Genomic DNA, 26907 nt, shown 5'->3' on the forward strand with positions numbered 1-26907 from the left:
GGCAGGAGGGCAGTCGCCGTCTCTTCCCGGGGAAGGGCAAACGCGATCTCCGCTTCTGCCGCCACCTCCTCCCCCACCCGGGCCACTCCCCAGACCTTTCCCAGCCGCCCGCGCAGGGCCCGCACCTCCACCTCGATGCGCAGGGTGTCGCCGGGTACCACCGGGCGGCGGAAACGACAGCGGTCGATCCCGGCCAGGTAGGCCAGGTGCCCGCGCAGGCGGGGGACGTTGAGGATCAGGCACGCCGCCACCTGGGCCATCGCCTCCACCACCAGCACCCCCGGCATAACCGGATAGCCCGGGATGTGACCGGCGAAGAAGGGTTCGTTGACGGTCACGTTCTTGATGCCGACGATGCGCCGCTCCTCCATCTCCACGATCCGGTCCACGAGGAGAAAGGGGTAGCGGTGGGGCAGGATGGCAAGGATCTGCTCAAGGCTCAGTGCGGGCATTTCTCTCCCCCCAGCGGCGCGCAATCTCCCGGGCCAGGGCCACGTGCAAGGCGTGGCCTCCGCGGACGACCTCCACGTATCCATGCAGGCGAGCACCCAGCAGGGCCAGGTCCCCCAGCAGGTCGAGGATCTTGTGCCGGACCGGCTCGTCGGCGAACCGGGGCGGGTTCAGGTAGCCGCCCGCGGCAATGACCAGGACGTTCCCCGGCCCGGCCCCCCGAGCCAGTCCCGCGGCGCGCAGCGTCGCGGCTTCGTCAACAAATCCCCAGGTCCGCGCCGGAGCAATCGCGGTGGCGAACACCGAGAGGTCGGCGGTGGCCACCTGACGGCCCAGGGGCGGCGGCAGGTCCACGATGTAGCGGACGCGGAGCTCGCCGCCCGCCCGGGTGACGGCGCGGGCATCCCCGACCGTCACCTCCACCTCGCCGAGTTCGATCACCCGGGCAGGCTCTTCCTGCTCCACGATGCCGGCCCCGGCCAGCGCCTCCACGTACCCGGCCGCGCTGCCGTCGAGGGCAGGCAGCTCCGGCCCTTCCACCTCCACCTGCAGGTTGTCGATGCAAAGACCCGCCGCCGCCGCCAGCAGGTGCTCCACGGAGGCCACGGTCACGCCGTCTCCCAGGGTGACCCCGCGGCGCGTGCTGCGCACGTTCTCCAGTGTCGCCCGAAGGGCGCCAGGGCCGAGGTCGCAGCGGGAGAAGATGACACCCGCACCGGGAGGCGCGCCCAGAAGGCGCACGCGTACCGCCGCGCCGCTGTGTACCCCCACGCCACTTAGGGAGACGGCTCTAGTGATGGTGCGCTGGCGGATGGGCATCCTCCCCCGGGCGATGCTACTCCTTCGGTCGCAGCAGGAGGCGCACAGGGTAATAGGAGCCGGCCGCGGGCATGGTAACGACGCCGACCTGCACGCTCTGCCCAGCCGGCACGGTGAGGGTACCAAGGACGCGCTCCTCGCCCGGCCGGTAGATGGCGATCTCCACCGGGCGGCCATCCACCAGGAAGGTTCCGCGCGCCGGACCGCCGGCGGCGACGGCCACCAGCTCCGCCTGCACCTCGGTCGGCCCGCCGGCCACTGTGAGCAGCAGGCGGTAGACGACGCCGTAGTCTCCCACCAGCGGCTCGGCCGTGCGCACGTCCTGCAGTCCGGCCGCCGCCCCCAGGTCCACCAGGGGCACCGGCCCGCCCAGCTCCACCCGTCGATGGACGGTCACCGTGGGCAAGGGGAAGACGCCCCGGGGATGGGGGTAGGCCACCTGGTACACGGGCAGGGGGACCGTGCCCTCCAGCAGCCAGGGGAGGCGGACTTGCACCCGGACCTCGAGCTCCTCTCCCCGCAGCAACTGGAGCTGCAGGATACCCGAGACCAGCTGCCGGGGAGCCATCGTCTGGACGGTGAAGGCATAGGCGGAGTTTGGCGGAACCTCCAGCACGTAGCCCCGGCCGGCAGCCAGGTTCCGCAGGAAGCGCGCCGCGGCGGCATGCCCCACAAACAGAGAATCGGGGGAGGGACCGGCCAGGCCACTGATCAGCAGCATCTCTGAGGGCTGCGTGCTGCGGTTCCACAGCATAACGGAGAGGATGCGAGGGCACGCCGGGGTCCCGTTCATGTGGTGGTAGAGCAGGCGGATCGGGTGGCGCGCGTCTACCGCTTCGGAGAAGAGGATCCCGTCGGCGTCCACGACCTCGGGTCGGTTGCTCACTAACAGCAGTGCCGGATCCGCCACCTGCACCCGTTCCCGCAGCACAACCACGCGCGCCACCCCGTCCACCGGCAGCGCATATGGGCTGCGTACCACCACCGGGACGGCCAGCTCCACCCGGTCGGCGTCCGCGGCCATCCCCTCCAGGGACGGGAAGGGACCCACGGCCAGCGTGGCCCCGGGCCCCCGGCGCACCACCTGGTCGATGCGCCGCCGTACCGCCTCCCTGATCAGTGCCGCATCCGTCAGGTCGCCGCTGACCCGTACCGTAACCTCCTCGGGGATGGTTCCGGCAAGCGGTCGCACCACCACCGGCAGCAAGACCCGCCCTCCTCCCACGGCCACCGGCACCACCGTGGAGCCCACCGCACGGGCCTCCACCACCACAGTGCCTCCTTCCACCCGCACAGAAGCGATGCGCCGGTCGAAAGGCCCAAGCCTCACCGCTCCCGGGAGGAAGGCCTGGACGGAGACGCTTGCCCTCTCTCCGGGCGAAAGCCGCAGCAGCGGCGGAAACAGACGGACGGTGTTGCGGGCCAGGGCCTGCTGCAGCCGCGCCGCCCACTGCGCGGCCAGCGCCTCCGGGGTGGTCCGGTTGAGCCGCGCCAGCTCTCCGTCGGCAGTGACCAGGTGCCGCTCGTTCACCAGCAGGTCCGCGGCTCCGGGACGGGGGCGCACGGCGACGGTGTATGGGCCCCCCGCCGCTACCAGCGCGCCGAGTCGGCGCACCACTTCCGCCGCCCGCAGCGCCGCCCCCGGCCCGCGCACCCGTAGCACCACCACCTCCTGCAGGACGACCGCCACCGCAGGCTCCGCACCGGTCTGCGGGAGCAGACGCACCGGAGCCTCCGCCCTCCCCCCGGCGGCGAGGAGGGTGAGGCTCACCGTGCAGGCCAGGAGGGTCGTCAGAGGCAGCCGCAGGGACAGCATCACCGCTTCGAGCGGGAGCGCGCGCGCCGGGTCGCCAGCTCAGCCAGGCGCCGTTGCAGCGCCTCAAATCCGGCGAAAAGCTCGGGCAGCCGCCGCAGGTATGCCTGCACCCGCAGCTCCTGCCGGTGCGGCCAGGCCGGGAAGCCGGAGACGACCTGCCGCGCGGGGATGTTCTTGGTCACCCCGGCCTGAGCCAGCACCGTGGCTCCGGCGCCGATGCGGGTGTGGTCCCGCACTCCCACCTGCCCGGCCAGGACAGCGCCGTCCTCCACGGTCACGCTGCCGGCCAGGCCCACCTGGCCGGCGATCAGCACCCCGCGGCCGATGCGCACGTTGTGGGCCACCTGCACCAGGTTGTCGATCTTGGTGCGCGCCCCGATGCGCGTCTCCCCCAGGGTGCCCCGGTCCACCGCGGTGTTGGCTCCGATCTCCACGTCGTCCTCAATGACCACCCGGCCCAGGTGAGGGATCTTCACCGGCCCGCTCTCGCCCTGCGCATAGCCAAACCCGTCGCTACCCACCACCACCCCCGGGTGAAGGATGACGCGGTGGCCGAGGACGCAGCCGGCGCGCACGGTCACCTGGGGACCGAGGATACAGTCCTCCCCCACACGCGCGTCGCTCTCCACCACGGTTCCGGCCAGCAGCGCGCTGCGCGCCCCCACGCGCGCCCGATCGCCAAGCACCACGTGCGGCCCCACGTGCACGCCGTCCCCCAGGACGACATCGGTCCCCAGCACCGCGGTGGGATGGACTCCCGGAGGATAGGCAGGCGCGGGGGAGAAGAGGGCCAGCAGGCGGGCAAAGGCCAGGCGGGCGTTAGCCGCGCGGATCGCCGGCTTTCGCCCGGGAGGCAGCTCCGCAGGGAGGAGGACGGCGGCAGCGGCGCTGGCCTCGGCCGCGCGCAGGGCGTCGGCATCAGCGGCGTAGACGATGGTCCCCGGGCTCGCCGCCTCGGGCTCCCCCACCCCGCTGATCTCCACGGCGGGGTCGCCGGCCAGAGTACCGCCCAGGTGAGTGGCCAGGTCGCCCAGTCTCATCGCCGGTCACCGCAGTCTGGCGATCACCTCTTCGGTGATGTCGACGGTACGGCCGGGGAGAGCGTACACCACGGGGCTCTTCACCAGCACGGCGCCCCGCAGCCCTCGCTCCCGAACTATCTGGCCCACCACGTCGCGGATCTCCTTGTTCAGCCGGTCCTCCAGCTCCCCCTTCAGCTGCGCCAGCTCCCGCAGGTACTGGTTGCGCCGCGCCTCCAGATCCGCGGGGGAGAGCTGCCCTGCTAGCAGCTGCAGATCCAGGGCCATGGCCTTCTCTCGCTCGTCCAGCTGTCGCTGGTAGGAGAGCGCCCGAACGCTCTCGTTGAGGATGCGGTTTGTGTCTACGAGGGCGAGCCTGCCCCCGCCGCAGGCAGCCAGCCCCACGGCGGCCGAAAGCAGGAGCACCATGGCCGTGACCATCGAGGTGCGGCGCCGCGCAGGCACGGTCCTACCGCTTCAGCCGGGCGAGCACCTCGGTGGTGAGGTCCTCGCCCGTCAGGTTGCTCAGGTAGCGGGTCAGCACTACATCGAAGCCCCGGGCGGCAGCCAGGGCGGCCACCTCGATCTTCACGTCGGAGAGGATCACGTCCTCCAGGCGGGAGCGCTGCTCGGTGAGCGCCTGCCGCTCTGCCAGGAGCTGCTGCTCCCGCTCCCGCAGCCCCTCCGCATACCGGTTCTGGGCGGCGGCCAGCTGGCCTTCGGCCAGGCTGAGCAGGCGGCGACGGAAGGCCTCCAGCTGCGCCTCGAAGGCCCGCTGCCTGGCCGTCATCAGGCGTCGTGTCCCGGCCTCCAGCTCCTGCCTCTTTGCCTCCACCATCCGGGCGAACTCTCGCTCCGCCTCCCGCTGCGCCCTGGCCAGCCGGCCGTTGGCCTCGGCCACGCGGGCCTTCTCGAAGTCGCGCAGGATCACCTCCACCAGCTCAGCCCTGGCGCGGACCTTGGCATCCCGCTCTGTGAGCAGCCGGTCCAGCTCTTCCGTGAGCTGGCGCAGCTCCTCCTCCGAGGCCACGCCGATGACGGCCGCCTTCAGCCGCAGGTTGGCGATGGGGAAGCGGTACTCGTCCAGGACCTCGGCCTCATAGCGGCGCAGCTCGGCACGCAGCTCCGCCGCCCGGGCCTCCACCGCCTGTTTCAACTCCGCGTGTATCTGCGCGCGCAGCCGCTCCAGCTTCGCCGTCTGCTCCTCTCGCAGGGAAGCGGCGTAGCGCTCCAGGGCGGCCTCCTGCCGCTGCCGCAGGGAAGCCATCTCCGCCTGGAACTCCGCCTCCAGGCGCTTGGCCTGGGTGCGCAGCTGCGCCTCCAGGCGGTCCTGCAAAAGCGGCGGAGCCTGCGGCGGGACGGCGAGCTGCGCCTCCAGGTCGGCCAGCTTTGTATTCAGGGCGTCCAGCTCCGGCCAGCGTGGATGCGCCCGTGCCACCCGGTCCACGTCCACGACGCCCACACGCAGCCCCCCCCTGCCTGTGGGCGTCGGCTGCGGCCGGACCGCCGCGCCCTGAGGCCGACAGCCAGCCGCCCCCAGGAACGCCAGGAGCAGGAACACGGAGAGGCGCCGGAGCATGCGGCTACTTGCCCGCCACCTTCTGGATCACCTGATCGGTGAGATCCACCCCGCCGAAGAGCACCACCGAGCGCTCCAGGACAATGGCCACCCCCTGCGCCCTGGCTACCTCCTCGATCGCCGCGCGGATCTCCCGGTCCAGGCCACCGAACAGCTCCTGGCGCTTGGCCAGCACCTGCTGCTGCAGCTGCCGGTCCAGCAGCTGCCGCTGCTCCGCCGTCATCCCCTTGGATCGCTCCCGGAACTCCCGCTGCTTGGCCGCAAAGAACTCCTGCAGGGCGCGCTCGGAGGCCGCCCGCCGCGGGTGCGCGTCCAGCGCCCGCTGCATGTCCACGATGCCGATGGCGAAGCTCTGGCCGAAGGCGGGCACTCCACCTCGGGACAGCGTCCACACCACGGCCGCGACCAGCAGCAGCACTCCCCCGCCGAGGGCGAACCACCAGCTCCGCCGCAGCGTCCGTACGCCATCCAGCCGCGTCCTCACCTTTCTCCCTCCCTCCTGGGCCGCCGGTAACTACCGGCGGTCAAACACTCCAATTGTAGCCGCCGTCAAGGCCGGCCGCAGCTACAGGTTGCTGATCAGGCGCACCCAGTACTCGCCCCCCGACCTGCCGACAATCTCGCCGGAGAGGAATTCGGTGAAGCGGTATCGCACGCTCCCCTCCACCTGCTGGGCCGGCAGCAGGTATGCCAGGCGCACGCTCACATCCGGCCCCACCCGGTAGGTGACGAACCCGGTGACCTCCCCGGTGTTCAGCGTATAGGCCGCCCCCAGGTCCCAGACCGCATCCGGCGCGTAGCGCAGCCCCAGGTCGTAGCGGGCGGAGAGGGTGTTGGGCAGCAGCCCCACCTCGGCGAACGTCTCCAGGCGGCCGAAGAGACGGCCGAGGTGGGCCCGCAGTTCCGGACCCGGGGCCCGCGTGCCCACGTTGAGCTGCGCCTCGACCCGCCCCAGCCAGAGGAGCGAATCGGCCACCACGGTCACATACGTCGTCTCCCCCACGGAGAGGACGGGCCGGGCCACGACGCGGTACTCGGCCGCAGGTGGATATGCCCGCAATCGCTCTGCCAAAAGCCGCTCCAGCGTTTCGCGCTGCCCCTGGACGAAGGCGACGGGCAGTCCGCGGATGGGCCCGGCCATGGACAGGACCGCCGGGGCGTGCTGCTCCAGCAGGAGGAACGGGATGGAGCTGGAGCGGAAGCGCACGCCGATGTCCCGCACCACGCGGCCATCGCGGGGCAGGAGGTCCACATCCACTCGGGCCACCCTCCCCGCCCGCACCCGCGCCGCTCCGCTGAACCCGGGCAACGCCTCCTCTACGGCGCGGCGGACCTCCTGGGCGACAAGCGGCCCGGCCCAGTCCAGGGACTGCACCGGCAGGCCCACGAGCATTGCCCGCACAGCCGACGCCACCGCCTGCTGCACCGGCTGCAGGACCAGGGGGGCCACGGCGGAATCCACGTCGCTGTGCGGGAGGACCTCGACCTCGTGGACCAGCGGCGGTGCGGGGCGCAGGCGCACCGCCACCACGGCGGTGGGCCCCACCTCCACGCGGGCCTCGGCGACGGTGTAGCCGCCCACCACCCGGTCCACCACTGTGGTCAGCGTGGCCCGCAGCTGCGTCAGGCCCGGACGGAGCTGGTCCACCGGGCGGCCGACCAGCAACCGCTGCGCCACCGTCTCCACGGTGCTCTGCAGGCGGGCCTGAACCACGGGGGGGACGCCGCCGTCCACGGCCAGGTGCACTTCCACCGCCTCGACCACCGCGCCGCTGGCTGCGGCCCACGGGACCAGCAGCAGGAGCAGGGCCAGGCTGCAGACCGCTCGCCCGGCCGCGGCTAGAACGGGTGTCCCAGGTTGAGCCACGTCTGGGTCCCGGCGGGGCCAAAGGCGAAGTCCAGGCGGAGCACGCCCAGGGGAGACCTGAAGGCCACGCCCACGCCGTAGTTGGCCACGAAACCGGGGGTGCTGAGCGCCGTCCCCCACGCCGCCCCGCCGTCGACGAAAACGATGCCGGTGAAGTCCTTGAAGAAGGGAGCGATGCCGCCAAGCGGCGCGCGGTACTCGACGTTGGCCAGCGCCATGGCGGTACCGCGGTACTGGCCACCGCTGAACCCGCGCAGCGTGGTGGGGCCGCCCAGGGCGAACAGCTCCTGCCCGGGGATGGCGCCGCTGCCCAGCCCGGCGCCGACCCGCCCCGCGATCAGGGATTCCCCGCCCAGGGGGATGTACTGGACGTACTCGGCAAAATACTTCTGGAAGTTGAACTCACTGCCCAGCGGCGGCAGGGCGAACTCCAGGGAGAGCATCTGCCGGCTGCCTCGGGTGGGGTTGATGCGGCTGTCCCGCAGGTCCCTGCTCCCGCTTACCGTCACCGACACTGTCCGCCCCGGGGAGAAGAAGGCGGGCGGAGCGCAGGGGTCGGGCGGGCAGGTCCCGCTGGGGTCGATGGGCAAGGGGGTGATGGCGGCGCGCTCCGAGCGCAGCCGCAGGCTCACGGTGGTGTGGGCGTCCATCGGCCGCATCACCTCAGCCAGGCTGCCGACCCGCTCCAGGTCGAAGCGGGCCGTCGTCGCCCCCCCGCTGACCTCAGTCTGCGTGGCCACGGTCTGGTAGAGGTTGAGGTCCAGCGAGGTCTGGTGTGGGTCCAGGAACGGCTCGCGGAAGCTCAGGACGAAGGTGAACTTGGCGGCCTGGGTTGCCGTGGGGGAGAAACCCCGCTCCGCCCTCAGGGCGACGGTCTGCGCCCGTCCCCGCCAGTTCCGCTCCCGGTATGCGATCTGCCCCGTCAATCCTTCGGTGGTACTGTAGCCGGCACCGAAGCTGAGCTCGCCGGTGCGGGCCTCTTTCACTTCGATCTCGATGACGGCGGCCTCGGGGGTGGACCCTGGCTGGGGGCGGGCCTGTACCGACTCGAAGAGGCCCGTCTCGAAGAGGCGCTGCAGGTCGGCGTTCATCTGCCGCACGTTGAAGACGTCGCCCCGCTGCAGCCGCACATAGCGCCGGGCCACGGCGGGCCGGGTCTTGGTCAGCCCGCGGAAGACCACATCCTCCACCCGCCCCTCGGCCAGGCGCACGCGGAGCCGGCCGTCGTCCGCGGGGTCCAGCCCGATATCCACCACGCGGGCCAGCACATACCCCCGTTCTTCGTAGAGCTTCTCCACGGCGCGCACCCCGTCGCGGGCGCGCTTCGTGTTCAGCACCTCCCCCATGGGAATGTCCAGGGCCCGGACGATATCCGCCGTGGCGACCACCGTGTTGCCCTGCACCACCACCGCCACCACCCGCGGGTTCTCCACGACCAGGAAGACCACCCGCAGGCCCGCCGGGTCGGTCTCCACGCGGACGGAGACGTCGGCGAACCATCCCAGGTCTGCAATAGCCTGAACGTCCCGCCGCAGCTGCTCGGGGGTGGGTACATCGCCCACCTTGATGGTGACCACCGCCAGGATCTGCGCGGTGGGAATGTACCTGTTGCCCACCACCTCAACGGCCGCCACCCGCGGAGATGGCGTGGGTGAAGGGGCCGGTGTGGGCGATTGCGTCGGCGCCGGTGTGGGTGCAGGGACGGGAGCCGGTGCAGACTCCGGCGCGGGCGAAGGTGGGGGCACGGGCGACGGTGAGGGTACGGGCGACGGTGACGGCGCGGGCGATGGCGCCTGCGCGTGGGAGGTGGAAATGATCCCCGGCGCCGCCAGTAGGAACAGCAGGGCGATCAGGGCACAGGACACATGAAGCGCGCAGCGCCGGCAGAGGAGGACAGGCATCTCGCTGGATACTGCCTACCGGCGCTCCCCGCGAAGCGACCGCTCCGCTGCAATGACCAGATCGATGAGCTCGGCATCGGAGACCAGGGTGGGAGGCGCCGAGGTCAGGGTGGCCGCAGCGGCGGTCCGGGGTGTCGGCGCCGGCCTGGCAGCAGGCCGCATGGAGGGACGCCCAACCCGCTTCACCTGCAGGGGCGACGCGACCCGCGCCTGCGGCACCACGCGCGGAATAGGGGCCGCGACGGCCGGCGGGGCAGCCGTCTCCTCCGGGGTAAGCACCGCCGGCACCAGCGCCAGCATGATGCCCGGCTGCCTGAACCTGACCACAGCGGGCGGGGGAGCCAGCCCGGGAGCCACCTCTACCCGGGTAGCCAGCAGCGACCGGCCGCCCAGGAGCAGGGCCAGCAGGGCAGCGGCGCCCAGCACCGTCATCACCGCCGGGGAGCGAGGAAGCACCTCCTCCCGTGCAGGGAAGGTGCGCTCGCGGGCGTGGTGCACCTCCGCTTCGGCCAGCAGCAAGGTGAGGATGCCGCGGGCGAGCCGCCCGTCCGTCACCTCCTGCCTGGCCCGGGCCAGCCACCGTTCGGCGAAGCCGATGTGGCGCACCAGGTGCTCCTGCGCAGCGTCTCGCTCACTGGCCTGTGATTGCACAGCGCCTCCCTCCTCAACGGTAGCAGGCAGGCGAACCTTCCGATAGTTACTATCCGCAGGCGGCGCCACTCAATCGCATATCGGCTGCAGCACTCCCGCGCGGTCAGGAGGTCTCCGGCCGCGGCGCCGAGGGGTTCAGCGCAGCCCTGACCCGGGCGATAGCCTGCTTCTGCAGCCGGTAGAAGTGGGAGAGGCTGATACGCAGCGCACCGGCCACCTGTCGTGGGTCCTGGCGGGTGAGGAACGCCCGCAGGATGGCCCGCTCCCGCCCCGGGAGGTCGGCCACGACCGCCCGGATCTGCTCGTAGAGGACCCGATCCTCCACCCGCAGCAGGGAGAGCTCCGCCTCCAGGTCGCCCAGCGCACCCCCCGGCACCAGTTCCTCCGCCAGGAGCTGGTCCAGGGAAAGCTCGCCGGTGCGGCGGGCGAAGGCGTTGAGCATGCGGCCGCGAATGCGGTAGGCAGCGAAGGTGCTGAAGCGGACCCCGCGGCCCGGGTCGAAGCGCTCCACCGCCTCGATCAGGCCCACTGTCCCCTCCTGAATCGTGTCCATCAGGAGCGCCTGCGGCGGACGCAGCTGCATGGCCAGCTTGAAAACCAGCGGCTGGTAAGCCTCGATCAGGCGGAGGCGACTGGCCGCATCGCCGCTGCGGTACTGCGCCCACAGCCCTGCCTCCTCATCGGGGCGGAGCAGGTTGACCTTTTGGAGCTCACGCAGATACTCCTCAAACATGGCGCGCCTCTGTGCGCCTGTCCTCTCCCGCTTGGGGCGAATTCGTCCGCCCGGGGCGAAATCCTGCGCCCGGGCCCGCCGGAATCAAAAGCGGAGGGTGTACTGGAGCAGGGCGCCGCTCCGGCCGGCGTTGTCCACGGAGAACGCCAGCATCACGTTGCGCAGGAAGCGCCACTCCAGGGACCAGACGAAACGGGTCTCCTGCTCGAAGATGGTGGTCAGCCGCAGGTAGAGGTCGCGCACCAGCAGCCGGCCCACGCGCAGTTGCAGCGGCCGGGCGAAGTCGTACTGCACGGTGAACTCGCCGAGCCCCAGAGCGCGGGCGATGGCCGCCTCCACCCCGCCGAACAGCGCCCGCCCCAGCTCGGCCCGCAGCAGCGCCTGCACGTCGGCACCTGGCTCTGCCACCGCGCCACCGGCCAGTAGCCCGACGATCTGCTCCCGACTGTGTGGGGGATCCGACCGCAGGACCACCCGGTCGACGATCTCTTCGGGGAAGACCTGCCGCGCTTCCAGGAAGACCTTGGTGGTGCTGCCGTCCGCCAGCAGGAGGTCCGTCTCGGCATCCAGCGAGATCAGGGGGCGCATCCCCAGCTGCGGGAGGAAACGAGCTTCCCCTTCGCGCAGGGTGAAGGTGCGACCGAACACGGTCACCGCTCCCCGTTGCGCCGTCAACCGTCCGGTGACGCTGGGCTGGCGTAGGGTCCCGCCCACGGAGAGCGTATCTCCCGGGGCAAGCTCCACGCGCATCCGCCCCAGGTGCACGGTCAGGTCCTCCCCGCTGGTCAGGCGCAGGTCGCGCAGGCGCAGGTCCGGGCCCCGGGAGGCGGCCTGCCGCCCTGGCGCGGGCAGCAGCCCCAGGGCGTCCAGGTCGCCCCGCTTCACCGTCACCTCCCCGGTCAGCTCGGGCGGGGCCTGCGCACCGGTGAGGGATCCGGTGAGGACGAGGTCGGCATCCACCGCCCCGGTGAAGAACGGCGGCGCCTCGATCCGGGCGTCGCGCGCCCGCACCGCCAGCCGCTCCACCCGGTCCGGTCGGAAGTGGGCGATGGCCACAGACCCCGTGGCCTCCAGCCTCCCCTCGCCCAGGCGGGCAGTGAAGGATGAGAGCGAGAGGCGATCCTGGCTGAAGCTGATCCCGGCCTGCACCGCCTCCAGCGGGGGGTTCAGGCCGCGCAGGCGGATGTGCCCGTCACGCACGGTCATCCCGCCGCTCATTACCGGGCGGCCGGGGGTCCCTGAGAGGAGCACCTGCCCCTCCAGCCTGCCGGTGGACTCCTGCACCGGGGGGAGGAGCAGCGCCAAGATGCTGAGGTCGGCCTGCACCAGGGAGACTTCAAAGCGCATGGGCCGTTCGGCCAGGACCCCGCGCCCCGGGCCAAGAGGGATGACCCCCACCCCCTTGACCCGGTGCCCGTCCTGGCTGAGCAGCGCCTGCTCCACGTGGAGCTGCCCGTCCCGGTAGAAGGCGTTCGCCACCAGCGAGTCGAACCGCAGGCCGTTGACGCTGCCGCGGCGCACGTCCAGGGACAGCCCGACCTCCGGGTCCTGCCAGCGGCCGTTGATCTGCGTGGTGAAGGTGAGCGTGCCGGCCAGCGGCCGCTCCGGGCGCAGCAGCGGCCGGAGCAGCGCCAGGTTCAGGTCGGTGCCCCCGACCTCCAGCTGGCTATCCCCGTGCAGTACCACCTGCCCCCGCGCAGCGAAGATCCCCTCTCCGGAGCGCCCGCGCAGCCTGTCCACCCTGACCACGTCGTTGCGGAAGCTGAGCCCGACGTCCACTTCATCGATGGGCTGGTCGCCCAGCCTACCCCGGGTCAGGCGCGCCTGCAGCGCCGCCGACGGGCGGGCCCGCGTCCCCTGCACCGTGACGATGCCGTCGAGGCGCCCATCCAGCGGGACCGGCGCCCGCAGCCGCCCCAGGGAGAGCAGCGTGGCCAGGCTGCCGCGGGAGACCTCACCGTGCAGGTCAAGCACAGGGGGGCGCAACCCCAGGATCCCGCGGACGGTGTATGTGCCCTCGCCCTGGGAGAGCGTGACGGGCTCGAGGGCCAGCCGGCCAGAGGCCCAGCGCACGACGCCGTCGGCGCGGTCGAACGGCTGCCGGTTCAACACCAGGTCCCGCGCCGAAAACGCGGCCACTACCGCCGGATCAGCGGCGGTGCCCTCGACGCGCCCCTGCAGGTCCAGGTGCCCTGCCATCTGGACCACCTCAGCGGGCAGCGCGGTCAGGTGCTTCAGGTCCAGGTCCCGCACGGCGAAGCTGAGGCTCAGGGCTCCCGTCCGATCCACAGTGCCGCGCGCCGTGAGCACGGAGTCCCCCACGCGGGCGCGTAGCGCCTCCAGGGTCAGCGCTCCACCCTGCCAGCGAAACGTGGCCGCGGCTTCGTCTACCCGCTGCCTCTGGACGCTGCCCTCGAGCAGGGTCACCCGGCCGCTGGCCAGGGGCCGGGTCACCGTTCCTCCGACGGTGAGCCGGCCGGAGAGGCGGCCGGTGAGGTGCAGCGGCACGGCGGCGGAGCGGATCAGGCTGGCTGCGGGGATGCCCTCTGCCTGAACCGTGAGTGCCACGGAAGATGGGTCTTTCCATCGCACCGTTCCCGACACCAGGTAGGTCCCCCTCCCCTCCCGCAGCACCAGGCCGGGCGTGGCCAGGGCGTGACGGGACACCCGCAGCGGCCCCTGTGCGCTGTCGAACTCCAGCGAGGCCAGGGTCCCGGGGCCAGAGAGGACGGTGCCGTTGAACACTGGCTCGGACCGCGTCCCGGTTACCCTCCCGGCAGCCTCCACCGTCGCCTGCAGGCGCGGAGGCGCCCCGATCTGGCGAGCGACCTCCCGCAGGTCCAATCCGGTGGCCGCGGCGTCGACATCCAGTATGCCCCGGCGCGAGACGGAGCCTGCTGCACGCAGCACCGTCTTGCCGCGGCCGGCGACGAGATACGGGAAGGCGACCTCGGCGTCCGCGTACCACCCGCCGGCGCGCAGGTAGTCCACGTGCAGCCCGCCGGCCTGGCCCGGGCCCATCCTCCCCGCAGCCTCCGCGAACAGTGCCTTGGGGGCGCGGCCCAGCACGACGCTCCCCTGCAGCCGACCGCTCAGGGGGAGGCGCAGCCCGGCACGGGCCAGCAGCTCCGGCGGGAGGTTCTCGACCTCCGCCGCGGCCAGCAGCGTCCCGCCGCTGCCCATGGCCAGGCGCAGCTCGCCCTGCAGGCGGGCGTCTCCTGCCACCGCGGTGACGTCCCGCAGGACGAGGAGGTCGCCCAGGAGGGAAAGCCCCGCCGACTCCACGGCCACGGGCTGTCGGTTCACCGCGCCACGAGCCCTGATGATCGTCCCCTGAATCAGCGGAGCGGACCAGGAGCCGGTGATGCGCACGTCCGCGCCCGTGGTGCCCTCAAGGCGGACTCGCGCTGTGGGGAAGAGGAGGCGCTGCACCGCGGCCAGGTCCAGCCGCGGCGAGGTCACCACCAGGTCCAGCCGGCGGCCGAAGCGCAACGCCGCTTCCCCGCGTAGACGTAGCCACGACCCATCGACCTTAAGGCTCAGAGCGTCGGTAGCCACACGGTCGTTGTCCACACGGAGCAGGCCGGACATCCCGTACAGGCGGGTCCGCTGCGGCAGCAGCGTTGCCGCCCCGTCCACAAGGCGCACGCTGCCCCGGTAGTCCAGAGTACGCCTCCCTCCCCACGGCGCCCTCAGCAGGTGGAGTTGCGCGTCCGCTGCCCCCCCGGTGAAGACCAGGGCTGGCGTGCGCACGAGGTACGGCCCCCACTGTACCAGGGGGGCGCCCTCCGCCCGCAGGTCGGCGTCCAGCACGCCGCGGTCGAGGAGGTACCTCCCCTGCAAGGTGACCGGCGTGCGCCTGCCCGTGTGCAGGCTGACCAGAGCCGCCTCCAGCTCCACGGTCGGCGCCAGGCGGAAGTCTGCCCGGCCGCTGACCTGGACGAAACGCGCGCGGAACGGATACGGCGGCCCGGAGTGGTCGGTGAGAGTAACCCTCCCATCCCGCACGACGACCAGAGGCGCCAGGCCCGCGCCCTTCATGGCCGGGGCACCCGGCTGGGCTACCAGGTCCAGCACGTTCCACCGCCCGGCGGAGGAGATCTCCAGCCAGATCTCCGGACGGACCAGGGTGATGGTGGTGATGCTGCGCAGGACACCGCGGCGGCGCAGCAGGTCGCCCAGCAGGGCGGCGGGACGGAAGGAGACGACGATCTGCGCGGCCGTAATGATGGCACCCTCGGCCGTGGGCTCTCTGCGGCCGACGGTCACCCCTTCAAGGACCACGCCTCGCAGCGGGTCGCCGCGCAGGGCGCCGATCTGCACCGGCCGCTGGAACTGGCGCGCGGCCGCCGCCTGCACCGCCCGGCGGGCCTGCTCGTGCAGCCGCCCCGAAGTCGCGACGGCGTACAGGACGGCTCCGCCCGCGGTTAGGAGGACAACGGCCAGGACGAAGGATCGACGAAACATGGGCGGCTTGGCTCCACCAGACACTATGCCCTGCTGTCCTGAAAACGGAACTCTGCGCCCGCCTTTCAGAAAAACGGCCACCCGCGGGCGCCGGGTTCGGGCCGGCGCAGCACGAAGGGACGGAGGCGACCGCCCCCGTCCCTAGTGTCCGCAGGCTAACCTTCCCGCCCTCGCCGCCCGGGCGGGGCCGTGCCCGGGCGGCCCGCCGCCTCAGCGCACATGAATGGGGACCCGGAACTCCCCCTGGATCACCCAGTTGGTCCGGATCAACCGGCCGGCGAAGACGTCGAACTTAGTGAACTCCGCTCCGGTCGCCGGCAGGCCGAAGGGGACCAGGCGGATCAGGATCTGGTTGTTGGTCCCCAGGCTCTCAAAGATCTCCACCGCCTCCTCCAGGGTGTCCCCGGGGAAGGGGGGCTGCTCGGTGAGCAGGTCTCGTACGATCACGTCTTCCGGGCTGGTTCCAGTCAGGTCGATCCCCGCCGAGCTGACGAGGAGCACCGCCGGGCCCCGCGGGTAATTCCGCGGCACAGGGACCTCGATGACCCGAGAGACCTGCTGGTCCTGCTGGTAGGGGCGGACGGTGATCCGGACGCGGATGGTCCCTCCCGGGTCGACCTCCCGTGTCTCCGCCTCAACGTTGGTGATCTCCGCTGTCTCCCGCTTGCGGGAGAGGGTCATCTCCACCTTCAGGTCAAACGGGTCCAGGTCGGCGAAGGGATTGAAGAAGAGGAACTGGACTGCCGTGGAGATGTCCAGTACTGAGGCCAGGGCCACGTCCTGCTGGCTGTAGAAGATATTCTCCCGGGAGATGACTCCGGGCAGCCGCCTGGCGCGCACCGCCATCTTTACCCGGGCCGACCCCTCCCCCTGGACCTGGTCGCGTCCCCGCTCTGCGGCGACGAAGGCCACCAGGGGCGCGAAGAGGCGCACCAGATCGGCGCGGCGCACCACCTGGGCCGCCCGGCTCACCGTCTTTCCTGAGTCGGCGTCGTTGACGGTGACTCGGACGGTGAACATGCGGGGGAACTTCCCCACCAGGCCGCGGATGCCTGGCCCGCGGTCCTCGTCGATCTGCCCGACCAGCGGTCCCAGGTTGCCCTCCAGGAAGGGACGCTGCAGCGTCTGCACCACGGTGACGATCTCGGCGGTGGTCAGGCCGTAGGCCACCGACCCCAGGTTCTCCCAGGGGTGACCGCAGATGAGCAGCTTGCTCCCCACCCGCAGCGTCGTGGTGCAGATGCCGCCGAACTCCACGTCGCCCAGCACCTGGAGGATCCCCACCGGCGAGCCGGCGCGGATCTGCGCCGCCTCCCCGGCGGCCTGCCCTCCGCCATACTGCACCAGCGGCCGCTGGGCCAGCCGCTCGCCCATCACCTTCTGCAGGAGGGTGAAGGCGCGGGGGGTCAGGCCTCCGGCCAGGGTCACCGGCTGCGCCGGGAGGAAGGCCAGGGTGCCGGGCAGTGCCGCCGCCTGGCGGGCCTGGGCGGGAGTGCGGGCCACCACCACCCGGTGGACCGGCTTCCCGTCCACCACCAGCGGGGTGGTGGGGGAGAAGACGGTGGGCCAGGGAGCGGCTGCAGCCTGCGGCTGCTCCAGCAGCGGCAGCATGTACTCGATGGGGGTGCCCAGCCCCAGGTCCTTCCTGGTCTGGAAGAGATAGCTGGCGCTGTGGGCGCCCACCAGCTTCCCGTTGATGTACAAGGGGCTGCCGCTCATCCCCGCAGCGGTGCCGCCTGTCTGCTCCATCAGGGGGCCGTAGGTCCGGTAGAGAATCAGGTGCTTCACCGGGATGGCGCCGCCACCTCCCGCCAGCAGCGCCATTACCTCGAAGTTGAACTCCGCGATCTGCGGGCTCTTCACCGTGGTCCGGCCCACGCCCCGCATCCCCGGCTTGATCTCCGCCACCTTCATGATCGGGGGCAGCCCCTCCTGGGCGCTGCCCACCGCCGCCGGCGGCAGGAGGACCGCCAGGGCCAACCCGCATACCATGACCGCTCGCCACACACGTGTCACGTCCCTCTCTCCTCTCTCACTCCCCACGCTTCCGCGCCGGGTTGGAAAAAAATTCGGGAAGAGAGGACCTCTCCCCTACGCCGCGGACCTGTGCCCCTGGATGTCACACCACCGTCACCCCGGCGGGAAACTTTCTCACCTGGGCCGCAGGTGGGCGACCACCATCCCCCGTTCCCGGATCTGCTGCCCCGGGCGCACCAGCACCTCCACCACCGTGCCGTCAGCGGGCGCGCGGGCGGCAACCGCCCTGCCCACCAGGGCACGGACGTAGACCAGGGGGTCGCCGTCGCGCACCTCCTGTCCGGGCCGGACCAGGCCGTCCGCCAGCACCTCGCCCGTGAGGGTGGCCCGCACCTCCAGCACACCCGCCGCAGCCGCAGCGGCCGAGGCCAGCGGCAGGAGCAGCGAAACGCCAAGGACAAGGATGCGCACCGGTCTCCTCATCCTCCATTATGCCCGGCGACGGGCGGCGCGGCTACGCTGGCTCGGCCGGGGTGCGGGTTGGCCAAACTCCTCCGGCGGGGAGGGCCGGCGGCCGAAGTAGAAACGCAGGGCCTCCACGATCCGTTCGGCAGCCCGCCCGTCGCCGTAGGGGTTCTGCCTGCGGGCCATCGCCTCGTACGCCGCCGGGTCGGAGAGCAGCCGACCGGCCTCGGCCACGATGCGCGCCCGGTCCGTTCCCACCAGGCGGGCCGTTCCCGCCTGGATTCCCTCCGGTCGCTCCGTCACCTGTCGCAGGACGAGGACGGGCTTGCCCAGCGCGGGCGCCTCCTCCTGGATGCCTCCGGAGTCGGTGAGGATGAGGTGGGCGCGGCGCATCAAGGCTACCCAGGGGACGTACTCCGGCGGCTCCAGCAGGTGCGCCCGGGGGTGGCCGCGCAGGACCTGGTGCACCACGCGGCGCACCGCCGGGTTGGGGTGCACGGAGAAGACCAGCTCCACGTCGGGATATCGCTCCAGCAGGTCCAGCAGGGCCAGGTAGATCTGACGCAGCGGCTCTCCCCAGTTCTCCCGGCGGTGAGTGGTCACCAGCAGGAGGCGGCGGCCCTCCAGCGGCGGGATCTGCGGGGGCAGCGCCCCGGTCGCACGTGTGGCTACAGCCTGCAGGGCGTCGATCACCGTGTTGCCGGTGACAAAGATGCGCCCGGGGTCCACCGCTTCGCGCAGCAGGTTCTGCCGCGCCTGCTCGGTGGGGGCAAAGTGCAGGTCGGCCAGCACCGAAACCAGCCGCCGGTTCATCTCCTCGGGGAAGGGCTGGTACTTGTCGGCGGTGCGCAACCCCGCCTCCACGTGCCCAACCGGCAGGCGGTGGTAGTAGGCGGCCAGCGCGCCCACGAAGCAGGTGTGGGCGTCCCCCTGCACCAGGACCATGGCCGGCCGCAGCCTTTCCAGCAGGGATGACAGCCCCTGCAGCGACCGGGTGACGATGTCGCTGAGGCCCTGTTCGGGGAGCATGATGTCCAGGTCGTGGTCGGGGACGATGTCGAAGACGGAGAGCACCTGGTCCAACATCTCCCGGTGCTGCCCGGTGACCACCACCAGGGGCTGGAAGTCGCCGCACTGACGCAGCGCCTCTACCAGCGGGGCCATCTTCACGGCTTCGGGCCTTGTGCCGAAGATGGTGACGACGCGCAGGGGGTCGGGCACGCGCTACGCCGGGCGGCCTCCGCCGCGGGTGTCCCGCACCGCCGCCGCCTTCCGCTCCAGCAGCCCCATGCGCCGCGCCCCGACGTACAGGGCGGCGGCGATCACCGCCAGGGTGACCACCGAGGCCGTGCGGTTGACGCCGGCCACCGCCAGCGCACCCACGCCGAAGAAGGCGCTGACCAGGTAGAGGAGGAGGACCGTCTGCCGCTGGGAGAGCCCCCGGTCCAGCAGCCGATGGTGCAGGTGCCCGCGGTCCGGCAGGTAGATGGGCTGGCGGCTGCGGAAGCGGCGGACGATGGCGAAGGCGGTATCCACGATGGGCACGGCCAGCGCCAGCAGGGGGACCGCCAGAGAGAGGGCGGTGTAGGACTTGTACAGGCCCATCACCGAGATGCCGCCCAGGACGTAGCCCACGAACATGGAGCCGGAGTCGCCCATGATGATGCGCGCCGGGTTGAAGTTGTGCCGCAGGAAACCCAGCATGCTGCCGATGAGGCACGCCGCCAGGAGCATGGAGGTGGCGTCCCCCTTGACCATGGCCGTGAGCAGGAGCGTGGTCCCGGCGATGGCGGCGATGCCCGAGGCCAGGCCGTCCACCCCGTCGATGAAGTTGGTGGCGTTGACCACTCCCACCACCCAGACGATGGTGAACAGCGGCCCCAGCGGACCTACCGCCACCGTCCGCCCCGTCAGGGGGTGGGTGACGAACTGCGTGCTAAGTCCGAAGGGGATGAGCACGGCCCCCGCGGCCACCTGCAGCAGGAATTTGAGAGCCGGATGCAGCCCCCTGGCGTCGTCCCAGATCCCCACCAGGAAAAGGAAGGTCGATCCCAGGAGGATCCCCAAGACCGCCTGGTCGGCGCGCGGGCTGAGGGGGATGCGGATGGTGAGGACGTCGCCGCGGTGGGTGAAGACGATGTCCCGCGTGATGACCGTAGCCACCAGGAGGGCGGCGAGGAAGCCGACGTAGATGGCCACCCCGCCCAGCCGCGGCATGGGGCGCACGTTGATCCGCCGCCCGCCGGGGTAGTCTATGGCACCGATGCGCCGGGCAAAGCGCCGCAGCCCCGGAGTCAGGGCGTTGGTCACCACCAGGGCGACCAGGGCGGCGGCAATCCAGGAGGGGAGGATCATGGCCAGACCATTGTACCGTTTCTGGGGTGGCCCTAGACCGGCTGGGGCTGCGGCCGGGCCTCGAAGAGGTCGCTCACCGAGCGGTCCTCGTGGATGCGACGGATGGCCTCCCCCAGCAGCGGAGCCACGGAGATGACGCGGATCTTCTCGCCGCGCTTCTCCGCCGGCAGGGCCACGGTGTTGGTCACCACCAGCTCGCGCAGCGGGCTCTGGGCGATGCGCGCCAGCGCCGGCCCGGAGAGGATAGCGTGGGTCACGTACGCCGCCACCTCCTCCACGCCACGCCGCAGCAGGGCCTGCGCGGCCATGGTCAGCGTCCCCGCTGTGTCGGCGATGTCGTCCACGATGACAGCCCGGCGGCGGTAGACCTTGCCGATGACGTGCACCACCTCCCGCACCTGGTTGGGCTGGTCCCGCCGCTTGTCGATGATGGCCAGGGGAGCGCCCAGCAGCGCGGCGAACTCCCGCGCCCGCTGCGTCCCCCCGATGTCTGGGGAGACGATGACCAGGTTCTCCGGCCGCTGCCGCCGCAGGTCTTCAGCCAGGAGCATACGCGAGGGGAGGTGGTCCAGCGGGATGTCGAAGAAACCCCAGATTTGGCCGGCGTGCAGGTCCACGGCCAGGATGCGGTGCGCCCCGGCGGCGACAAGCAGGTTGGCCACCAGCTTGCTGCTTATGGGTTCGCGCGGCCGGATCTTGCGGTCCTGCCGCGCGTAGCCAAAGTAGGGTATCACCGCCGTGATCCGCGCCGCAGAGGCACGGCGCAGCGCGTCGATGATCACCAGCAGCTCCATCAGGTGCTCGTTGACCGGCGGCGACGTGGGCTGGATGATGAAGACATCCTCGCCGCGCACGCTCTCCTCGATGGTGATACGCACCTCGCCGTCGGCGAAGCGGGCCAGGGTGATCTCCCCCAGAGGGATGTCCAGGTAGTCGGCCACCTCCTGAGCCAGCGCCGGATTGGCCGATCCGCTGAAGACCTTGAGGGTGCGCCCACCCATGGCCCCCTCACCTGCCCACCCGGCTGTGCCGGATTACCCGCGCGGGGACCCCCACGGCCACGGCGCCGGCGGGGACGTCCCTGGTCACCACCGAGCCCGCACCCGTGCTGGCCCCCCTGCCGATACGCACCGGCGCCACCAGCATGGTGTCGCTGCCGATGAAGGCCTCGTCCTCGATGACCGTGGGCCATTTCTTCCCGGAGCGGTCGCGCAGGTTGCAGGTGATGGTACCCGCGCCGATGTTCACCCGCTCCCCCACGGTGGCGTCCCCCAGGTAGGACTTGTGGTGCACCTTGGTCCCGTCGCCGATGGTGCTGTTCTTCACCTCGGCGAAGTTGCCGATCTCCACCCGCCGCCCGATGCGCGAGCCGGGGCGGAGGTGGCTGTAAGGGCCGACGCGGCTGCCCTCGCCCACCGTAGACTGCACCACGGTGGAGGCCACCACGGTCACCCTGTCGGCGATGACGGCATCAACCAGGCGGGCCTGCGGACCGATGGTGCAGCCGCGACCGATGCGGGTCTGCCCTTCCAGGGAGCTGCCCGGGTGGATTACCGTCTCCTCCCCCACTACCACCCCCGCGTGGATGTAGGTGGCCTGGGGGTCCACCACGGTGACGCCGCCGTCCATGAGACGCTCCAGCAGCCGGGCGCGCATGGCCGCCTCCGCCCGGGCCAGATCGCGTCGCGAATTCACGCCCAGCACCTCCAGGGGGTCGTCCGCCGCCAGGGCGTCCACCCGGGCGCCGACCCGCAGCGCCCAGGCGACGACGTCGGTCAGGTAGTACTCGCCCTGGACATTGGCCGGCCGCACGTGTCCCAGCCCTTCCCGCAGAAGGGCCAGGTCGAAGACGTAGGTGCCGGCATTGATCTCCTGAATGGCCCGCTCCCCAGGGGTGGCGTCGGCCTCCTCCACGATGCGCTGCACCCCTCCGCCGGAGTCGCGGAGGACGCGGCCGTAGCCGGTAGGGTCGGACAGGTGGGCCGTGAGCAGGGTGATCCCGGGCCGGGCGTCCTCATGGTGCGACACCAGGCGTCGCAGCGTCCGGGCGGTGAGCAGAGGGACATCCCCGTAGAGCACCAGCACGGCCTCCGCCTCCTCCACCGCCTGCAGCCCCACCAGCACCGCGTCTGCTGTCCCTTTCTGCTCTGCCTGCACGACGAAGGAAGCACCGTCGCCGACCTCCGCCTGTACCGCCTCTGCGCCCCGGCCGACGACCACCACCGGCTGGATCAGGCCCGCCTCTTCCAGGGTCGCCAGGACGTAGCGGACCATCGGCCGCCCGCAGATGGGGTGCAGAACCTTGGGAAGGCTGGAACGCATGCGCTTGCCCACGCCGGCGGCAAGGACGATGGGACGGACGGTCATCTGTGGAAGGCCTTTACGGGAACCTCCTGCCGCACAGAAGTTCTTGACCCCCCGGAGCAATCCTTCCCCAGCCCGCCGCCCCCCGGCGGCAGGTCTTCCGCCAAGCCTGACGCCGCCGCAGCACCGGCACCGCTTGCCGCCGGCGGGAAATCGGCTATCCGCCCGATAGCGGAGCCTTACCGCCATTTCTAAACTCCACGGCGTGCGCGGGCTTGCTGCTGCGGTCATCGTCTTGCTGCTTTCCGCCTTGAACTTCCCGGCATCTGCCGGCGACGATTCCGCGCGTCCTGCCTCCCTGGAGGAGCGCATGGCCGGGCTTGCGGTGCGCACTGGCGCCCGGGCCGTGCTGCTCCTGCTGTGCTGCACGCCCTGTCCCGTCAGGAGGTAGGCGTTCGCCACCAGCCCGACGCATTGGACCGGGCACTGGCCGCCAGCGCCTACGCCCGGCTGGCCGAGGAGATTGCGGCGGCCATGGGTGAGGCCCTGCGCGACTTGGGACACCCGGTGCTGGAGTCGCTGGCGGAGGCAGCCGGCCGGCTGCTGGACGACCTCGTTACCTTCGTGGAGGGAGCGGACTTCATCGGCGAGGACGCCCGAGAGTGGACAGCTTCCGACCTGCTGGCCCTGGCCGCGGGGTCGGGGTCGCGCAGCGAGACTCTCTACCTGCTGTACAACAACCGGAATGGGGATACCGGCGGGTACGCTGTGGACCTGACGGTGACCGCCCGCCAGGCCACGCCGTAGGCAGGACCGGGGCGAAGGGCCCCTGGCCAGGATCCCGGTAAGGAAGCGCTTTGGGCACAGGCAGAAGCGTGGCTGGGGGGGCAGGCTTCGATCCTGCGCTGCCGGAGTCAAAGTCCGGTGTCCTCCCGATTAGACGACCCCCCAGCGCACCTGTATTGTCCTGAGGAGCGGGAAGCCGGTCAACCCCTGGGGGCCCGGTGGGGCGGGCCCGTCCTCATCATGTGACCCGCCCCTCTCCCGCAAGGGCGACCACGTCTATCTCCACCAGCGCCCCGCGCGGCAGGCGGCTGACCGCCACCGTGGTCCGCGCCGGCGGCTCCTCCTGGAAGAACGCACCGTATTCCTCGTTCATCGGACCGAAGTCGTCCATCTGCGCCAGGAAGACCGTGCACTTGACCACGCGCCGCAACGACGACCCCGAGGCCTCCAGGATGGCCCGGACGTTCTCCAGGACCTGACGGGTCTGCTGCTTGATGTCCGTCCCCACCAGCTGGCCGGTCTGGGGGTCCAGGGCGATCTGGCCCGAGAGGAAGAGCAGTCCTCCTGCCCGCACCGCCTGAGCGTAGGGGCCGATGGCCCGCGGCGCCCGGTCCGTGCTGATGATCTCCCGCTGCATACCTCAAACCTCCCCGTGTGACCTGGAGCAGGACCCGGCACAGGCCGTCTCCCGCCGCGTCGATTATACGCGCGACGCGTCACCGCGCGCACGATGCACGATCCCGACGCGCGCACCGGTGCACCATGGGAAAGGGCAGAGGGGGTGGCTACAGGGCCTGCAGCATGGCCTGCAGGCGGCGGCGCAGCGGCTCTGGGGCGGGCCGCCCCGCGCACCGCTGCCTGATGACCTCCCGGAGCCTCAGCTCGAACTCGTGGCGCGGTCCGCAGTCGCGGCACAGCCGCAGGTGTTCCTGGATCAGGTGGGAGGTCTGGGGATCGAGCTCCCGGTCCATGTACTGCCACAGCAGACGCACGACCTCTTCGCAGTGCACCGCGCTCATCGCCCCTCCCCTCCCTCGCCGGAGGGAAGCCGCCGCGCCCGCAGGGCGTACTCCCAAAGCGCCCGCTGCAGCAGCCATCGTCCGCGGAAGAGGCGGGACATCACCGTGCCAATGGGGACTCCCAGGATGCGGGCGATCTCTTTGTAGGTGAACCCTTCCAGGTCCGCCAGGATGACCGCGGTGCGGAAAGCCTCCGGCAGCGAGGCCAGGGCCGCCTCCACGTCGGCGTCCATGATCGTCTGCAGGATGACCTCTTCCGGGTTCCCCTGGCGGCGCAGCTCCTCACTGGCCCGGACGCGGCTGTAGAGGTACTGTGTCTCCATGTCCTCCTGGTCCACCACCTCTGGTTCGCGGTCCGTCTTGCGGTAGGCGTCGATGTAGGCGTTCATCAGGATGCGGTACAGCCAGGCGCGGGCGTTGGAGCCCGGCTGGAAGGTGTGAAAGGAGCGCCAGGCCTTGAGGAAAGTCTCCTGCACCAGGTCCTCCGCGGCGTCCCGGTCGCGGGTTAGGCGCAAAGCCGCGCTGTAGAGACGGTGGAGGTGCTCCTCCGCCAGCGCCGCAAACTCCCGGGCGGCCGGGGTCTGTGGCGAAGGCTGGTTCACCATCGGTGAAGGGGACCCCCCAGCGACCTCCCCACGTCCCGCTCAACGTGCGGCTGCGGGAGAAGATTCCAGGACTGCGGCGGGCGGATAACGGAAAGGACAAGGCACCCCCGACAATCGCGCCCATTTGGGGCCCTCGCCCCGCCCTTTGATGGTCGGGCCAGACCTGCGTGTCCGGGGTGCCCTGCCCTGCTATGAACCTTCGACCAGGGGGGAGCGTTGTCCTGCCGCAGGTAGGCCGGCGGGCATAGCCCAGCCCCCGGCAGGCATCGCGGTCCTCAGGCGGGAGATTTGGGCTCTACTCTGCGCCGGGGGCGTGCCCGTAGATCATGTCGTGCAGGGTGAGGCGTTCCAGCACCCCTTCAGCCGCGGCCTTCATGGCCATCCAGATGGGGCGGATGCCGCAGCCCGGGAGGTAAGCGCAGTTGGGATCCTCCACCCCCACGCACCACCACGGCGCTGCTCCCTCCTCCAGGACCTCGAAGGCCTCCCGCAGGGTAATCTGGGCTGGAGGGCGGGAGAGGGTGTGTCCACCGGCCGGCCCCCGTTTGCTGGCCACCAGCCCGGCCCGGCGCAGCGAGGCCATGATCTGGTTGAGGTAGGATTCGGGCAGGCCCTGCCGGGCGGCGATCTCGTGGCTCTGGACGTACCCCTCGCCGTAGTGGCGGGCCAGATCCACCAGCGCGCGCAGGCCGTACTCTGCGCGGCTGCTCACCTTCACCGCGCGTGCGCCGTGATCGATCCGGGTACGTACCCTCACTGCACGACCACGTCCTCTTCGCTCACCCGGCCGTCGACAATGCGGAAGCCCCGCACCTCTGGCCGCTGCGCCTGTTGCAGCGATATTATCACATAGACCGCCTCCGGGTAGAATGCCCTGGCCACGTCCGTGCGCGAGGGCGCGGCCTGGCTGGCGGTGTGCGAGTGGTAGATGCCCACGATCTCCAGTCCTTCCCGGTCCATCTCCCGCAGGAACTGCAAGAGCTGCCGGTCGTCCAGTCGGTAGGTGTAGGGGCTCTGATCGACGTTGTGCCCGCGGTAGACGCGGAGGACCTGCCCGTCCCGCCCTGCCAGCAACCCACAGCACTCCAGGGGAAAGGTCTCCCGCGCGTGGGCGATCATCTCTTCCAGGTGCTCCCGCGTCAGCCGCAGCGTCATCTATCCGAACACCCCGGTGGAGAGGTAGCGGCCGCCGCCGTCGGGCAGAACCACCACAATCACCCCCTGGCCGATCTCGCGGGCCACCTGCAGCGCCGCCAGCATGGCCGCGCCGGCCGAGGGGCCGACCAGCCAGCCTTCCTCCCGTGCCAGGCGCCGAGTCATGGCGTAGGCGGCCTCGGTGGTAACGGCGATCACCCGGTGGTGCACGGAGGGGTCATAGATGCCCGGGACGATGGAGGTGGCCATGTGCTTCAGCCCCTCCAGGCCGTGCAGCGGGCCGTCGGGCTCCACGGCGATGATCTGCACGTGTGGCCGCTCCTCCCGCAGCCGCCGTCCCACCCCCACCAGGGTGCCCGAGGTGCCCAGGCCGGCGATGAAGTGGGTGAGGCGGCCCTCGCTCTGGGCGATGATCTCCGCTCCCGTGGTCTCGTAGTGGGCGCGCCAGTTGGCGGGATTGTTGTACTGATCCAGCAGGAGGTAACGGTACGGCGCGGCGGCAAACAGCTGCCGCGCCAGGCGGATGGCTCCGTCGGACCCCTCCAGCGGGTCGGAGGGGATGACCGTGGCCCCGAAGGCCTGGATGATCCGCCGTCGCTCCACGCTCACGTTCTGCGGCATGACCAGCTCCACCCGGTAGCCCTTGGCCGCTCCGATCATGGCGTAGGCGATGCCCGCGTTCCCCGAGGTGGCATCCAGGAGGACCTTCCCCGGGGTGAGCCGGCCCTCGCGCTCCGCCTCCTCGATCATCCGCAGCACGGGCCGGTCCTTCACCGACCCTCCGGGATTGAACCACTCCGCCTTGGCCAGGATCTCCACCCCGGGGGGGACACCGCCCAGGCGCGTCACCCGCAGCAGCGGCGTGCGACCGATGCACCCCAGGAGGTGGCTGCCGAGACGGTGGGCGGGCGAGACCGGGCGGGTGGACACTCCTGCCGT

The 26907-nt window shown here is 71.3% G+C and carries 25 protein-coding genes, 1 tRNA gene and 1 pseudogene; 2 read left to right on the top strand and 25 right to left on the bottom strand.

Annotated features, from left to right (window positions below; translation table 11 throughout):
• Positions 1-23 precede the first annotated feature (23 nt).
• From fabZ to QN152_02720, 9 genes and pseudogenes are all read right to left on the bottom strand, one after another.
• A pseudogene (fabZ, locus tag QN152_02680) lies at positions 24-452 on the bottom strand (3-hydroxyacyl-ACP dehydratase FabZ).
• On the bottom strand, positions 433-1269 hold the full coding sequence (lpxC, locus tag QN152_02685; GenBank protein MDR7538422.1) for a UDP-3-O-acyl-N-acetylglucosamine deacetylase: 837 nt from the start codon (positions 1267-1269) through the stop codon (positions 433-435). The pseudogene fabZ and the gene lpxC overlap by 20 nt, the downstream one beginning before the upstream one ends.
• Positions 1270-1285: 16 nt before the next feature.
• Positions 1286-3085 carry a hypothetical protein gene (locus tag QN152_02690; GenBank protein MDR7538423.1) on the bottom strand — a complete coding sequence of 600 codons (1800 nt, stop codon included), beginning with the start codon at positions 3083-3085 and terminating at the stop codon, positions 1286-1288.
• Positions 3085-4125: a UDP-3-O-(3-hydroxymyristoyl)glucosamine N-acyltransferase gene (lpxD, locus tag QN152_02695; protein ID MDR7538424.1), complete on the bottom strand. Its 1041-nt coding sequence runs from the start codon at positions 4123-4125 to the stop codon at positions 3085-3087. Before lpxD ends, QN152_02690 begins: the two co-directional genes overlap by 1 nt.
• A 6-nt stretch (positions 4126-4131) precedes the next feature.
• Entirely contained in the window at positions 4132-4569 is a 438-nt protein-coding gene (locus QN152_02700) for an OmpH family outer membrane protein (protein ID MDR7538425.1), read from the bottom strand.
• Between the two features lie 4 nt (positions 4570-4573).
• Positions 4574-5683 carry a hypothetical protein gene (locus QN152_02705; protein MDR7538426.1) on the bottom strand — a complete coding sequence of 370 codons (1110 nt, stop codon included), beginning with the start codon at positions 5681-5683 and terminating at the stop codon, positions 4574-4576.
• 4 nt (positions 5684-5687) lie between these two features.
• Positions 5688-6167 (bottom strand): OmpH family outer membrane protein, encoded by a 480-nt coding sequence (locus tag QN152_02710; GenBank protein ID MDR7538427.1) that lies wholly within the window; start codon positions 6165-6167, stop codon positions 5688-5690.
• A gap of 81 nt (positions 6168-6248) precedes the next feature.
• Positions 6249-7550 (bottom strand): hypothetical protein, encoded by a 1302-nt coding sequence (locus QN152_02715; protein MDR7538428.1) that lies wholly within the window; start codon positions 7548-7550, stop codon positions 6249-6251.
• A complete protein-coding gene (locus QN152_02720) occupies positions 7523-9184 on the bottom strand; it encodes a BamA/TamA family outer membrane protein (protein ID MDR7538429.1) in 1662 nt (553 codons plus the stop codon). Before QN152_02720 ends, QN152_02715 begins: the two co-directional genes overlap by 28 nt.
• Before the next feature lie 29 nt (positions 9185-9213).
• Here QN152_02720 and QN152_02725 point away from each other — a divergent pair, with 29 nt between their 5' ends.
• Positions 9214-9366, top strand: coding sequence for a hypothetical protein (locus tag QN152_02725; protein ID MDR7538430.1), 153 nt, complete (start codon positions 9214-9216; stop codon positions 9364-9366).
• A 100-nt stretch (positions 9367-9466) separates the two neighbouring features.
• Here QN152_02725 and QN152_02730 read toward each other — a convergent pair whose 3' ends face one another.
• The 9 genes from QN152_02730 to glmU form a co-directional block, all read right to left on the bottom strand.
• The gene (locus QN152_02730) at positions 9467-10102 is read right to left on the bottom strand and encodes a hypothetical protein (protein MDR7538431.1); all 636 of its coding nucleotides are present in this window, start codon (positions 10100-10102) and stop codon (positions 9467-9469) included.
• A 103-nt stretch (positions 10103-10205) separates the two neighbouring features.
• Positions 10206-10835 carry a sigma-70 family RNA polymerase sigma factor gene (locus tag QN152_02735; GenBank protein MDR7538432.1) on the bottom strand — a complete coding sequence of 210 codons (630 nt, stop codon included), beginning with the start codon at positions 10833-10835 and terminating at the stop codon, positions 10206-10208.
• A gap of 84 nt (positions 10836-10919) precedes the next feature.
• Positions 10920-15302: a translocation/assembly module TamB domain-containing protein gene (locus QN152_02740; GenBank protein MDR7538433.1), complete on the bottom strand. Its 4383-nt coding sequence runs from the start codon at positions 15300-15302 to the stop codon at positions 10920-10922.
• A gap of 210 nt (positions 15303-15512) precedes the next feature.
• A complete protein-coding gene (locus tag QN152_02745; GenBank protein ID MDR7538434.1) occupies positions 15513-17318 on the bottom strand; it encodes a SpoIVB peptidase S55 domain-containing protein in 1806 nt (601 codons plus the stop codon).
• A gap of 135 nt (positions 17319-17453) precedes the next feature.
• On the bottom strand, positions 17454-17750 hold the full coding sequence (locus QN152_02750; GenBank protein ID MDR7538435.1) for a hypothetical protein: 297 nt from the start codon (positions 17748-17750) through the stop codon (positions 17454-17456).
• 18 nt (positions 17751-17768) lie between these two features.
• The gene (gene wecB / locus QN152_02755; protein MDR7538436.1) at positions 17769-18965 is read right to left on the bottom strand and encodes a UDP-N-acetylglucosamine 2-epimerase (non-hydrolyzing); all 1197 of its coding nucleotides are present in this window, start codon (positions 18963-18965) and stop codon (positions 17769-17771) included.
• A gap of 3 nt (positions 18966-18968) precedes the next feature.
• Positions 18969-20099 carry an MraY family glycosyltransferase gene (locus QN152_02760; GenBank protein ID MDR7538437.1) on the bottom strand — a complete coding sequence of 377 codons (1131 nt, stop codon included), beginning with the start codon at positions 20097-20099 and terminating at the stop codon, positions 18969-18971.
• Positions 20100-20131: 32 nt separating this feature from the next.
• Complete coding sequence (locus tag QN152_02765) at positions 20132-21100, bottom strand: ribose-phosphate pyrophosphokinase (protein MDR7538438.1); 969 nt, start codon at positions 21098-21100, stop codon at positions 20132-20134.
• A 7-nt stretch (positions 21101-21107) separates the two neighbouring features.
• Entirely contained in the window at positions 21108-22466 is a 1359-nt protein-coding gene (gene glmU / locus QN152_02770; GenBank protein MDR7538439.1) for a bifunctional UDP-N-acetylglucosamine diphosphorylase/glucosamine-1-phosphate N-acetyltransferase GlmU, read from the bottom strand.
• 357 nt (positions 22467-22823) lie between these two features.
• On the opposite strand from glmU, the gene QN152_02775 reads away from it, so the two are divergent.
• Positions 22824-23210 carry a hypothetical protein gene (locus QN152_02775; GenBank protein MDR7538440.1) on the top strand — a complete coding sequence of 129 codons (387 nt, stop codon included), beginning with the start codon at positions 22824-22826 and terminating at the stop codon, positions 23208-23210.
• A gap of 69 nt (positions 23211-23279) precedes the next feature.
• On the opposite strand, the gene QN152_02780 is transcribed toward QN152_02775, so the two are convergent.
• The 7 genes from QN152_02780 to QN152_02810 form a co-directional block, all read right to left on the bottom strand.
• Positions 23280-23354: transfer RNA gene (locus QN152_02780), tRNA-Gln, on the bottom strand.
• Between the two features lie 73 nt (positions 23355-23427).
• Positions 23428-23826: a RidA family protein gene (locus QN152_02785; GenBank protein ID MDR7538441.1), complete on the bottom strand. Its 399-nt coding sequence runs from the start codon at positions 23824-23826 to the stop codon at positions 23428-23430.
• 148 nt (positions 23827-23974) lie between these two features.
• Entirely contained in the window at positions 23975-24208 is a 234-nt protein-coding gene (locus QN152_02790; GenBank protein MDR7538442.1) for a zf-HC2 domain-containing protein, read from the bottom strand.
• Positions 24205-24813: a sigma-70 family RNA polymerase sigma factor gene (locus QN152_02795; GenBank protein ID MDR7538443.1), complete on the bottom strand. Its 609-nt coding sequence runs from the start codon at positions 24811-24813 to the stop codon at positions 24205-24207. The genes QN152_02790 and QN152_02795 overlap by 4 nt, the downstream gene beginning before the upstream one ends.
• Before the next feature lie 295 nt (positions 24814-25108).
• On the bottom strand, positions 25109-25570 hold the full coding sequence (locus tag QN152_02800) for an Rrf2 family transcriptional regulator (GenBank protein ID MDR7538444.1): 462 nt from the start codon (positions 25568-25570) through the stop codon (positions 25109-25111).
• Complete coding sequence (locus tag QN152_02805) at positions 25567-25968, bottom strand: M67 family metallopeptidase (GenBank protein ID MDR7538445.1); 402 nt, start codon at positions 25966-25968, stop codon at positions 25567-25569. The genes QN152_02800 and QN152_02805 overlap by 4 nt, the downstream gene beginning before the upstream one ends.
• A complete protein-coding gene (locus QN152_02810; protein MDR7538446.1) occupies positions 25969-26898 on the bottom strand; it encodes a cysteine synthase family protein in 930 nt (309 codons plus the stop codon).
• Positions 26899-26907 lie beyond the last annotated feature (9 nt).

The organism is Armatimonadota bacterium (genome assembly GCA_031459715.1).
Classification (GTDB): domain Bacteria; phylum Sysuimicrobiota; class Sysuimicrobiia; order Sysuimicrobiales; family Humicultoraceae; genus Humicultor; species Humicultor tengchongensis.

Excerpts from the sequence above, each read along its gene's own strand:
- lpxC (MDR7538422.1), bottom strand. The coding sequence starts at position 1,269 with ATGCCCATCCGCCAGCGCACCATCACTAGAGCCGTCTCCCTAAGTGGC.
- QN152_02690 (MDR7538423.1), bottom strand. The coding sequence starts at position 3,085 with ATGCTGTCCCTGCGGCTGCCTCTGACGACCCTCCTGGCCTGCACGGTG.
- lpxD (MDR7538424.1), bottom strand. The coding sequence starts at position 4,125 with ATGAGACTGGGCGACCTGGCCACTCACCTGGGCGGTACTCTGGCCGGC.
- QN152_02705 (MDR7538426.1), bottom strand. The coding sequence starts at position 5,683 with ATGCTCCGGCGCCTCTCCGTGTTCCTGCTCCTGGCGTTCCTGGGGGCG.
- QN152_02735 (MDR7538432.1), bottom strand. The coding sequence starts at position 10,835 with ATGTTTGAGGAGTATCTGCGTGAGCTCCAAAAGGTCAACCTGCTCCGC.
- QN152_02740 (MDR7538433.1), bottom strand. The coding sequence starts at position 15,302 with ATGTTTCGTCGATCCTTCGTCCTGGCCGTTGTCCTCCTAACCGCGGGC.
- QN152_02760 (MDR7538437.1), bottom strand. The coding sequence starts at position 20,099 with ATGATCCTCCCCTCCTGGATTGCCGCCGCCCTGGTCGCCCTGGTGGTG.
- QN152_02765 (MDR7538438.1), bottom strand. The coding sequence starts at position 21,100 with ATGGGTGGGCGCACCCTCAAGGTCTTCAGCGGATCGGCCAATCCGGCG.
- glmU (MDR7538439.1), bottom strand. The coding sequence starts at position 22,466 with ATGACCGTCCGTCCCATCGTCCTTGCCGCCGGCGTGGGCAAGCGCATG.
- QN152_02785 (MDR7538441.1), bottom strand. The coding sequence starts at position 23,826 with ATGCAGCGGGAGATCATCAGCACGGACCGGGCGCCGCGGGCCATCGGC.
- QN152_02790 (MDR7538442.1), bottom strand. The coding sequence starts at position 24,208 with ATGAGCGCGGTGCACTGCGAAGAGGTCGTGCGTCTGCTGTGGCAGTAC.
- QN152_02795 (MDR7538443.1), bottom strand. The coding sequence starts at position 24,813 with ATGGTGAACCAGCCTTCGCCACAGACCCCGGCCGCCCGGGAGTTTGCG.
- QN152_02805 (MDR7538445.1), bottom strand. The coding sequence starts at position 25,968 with ATGACGCTGCGGCTGACGCGGGAGCACCTGGAAGAGATGATCGCCCAC.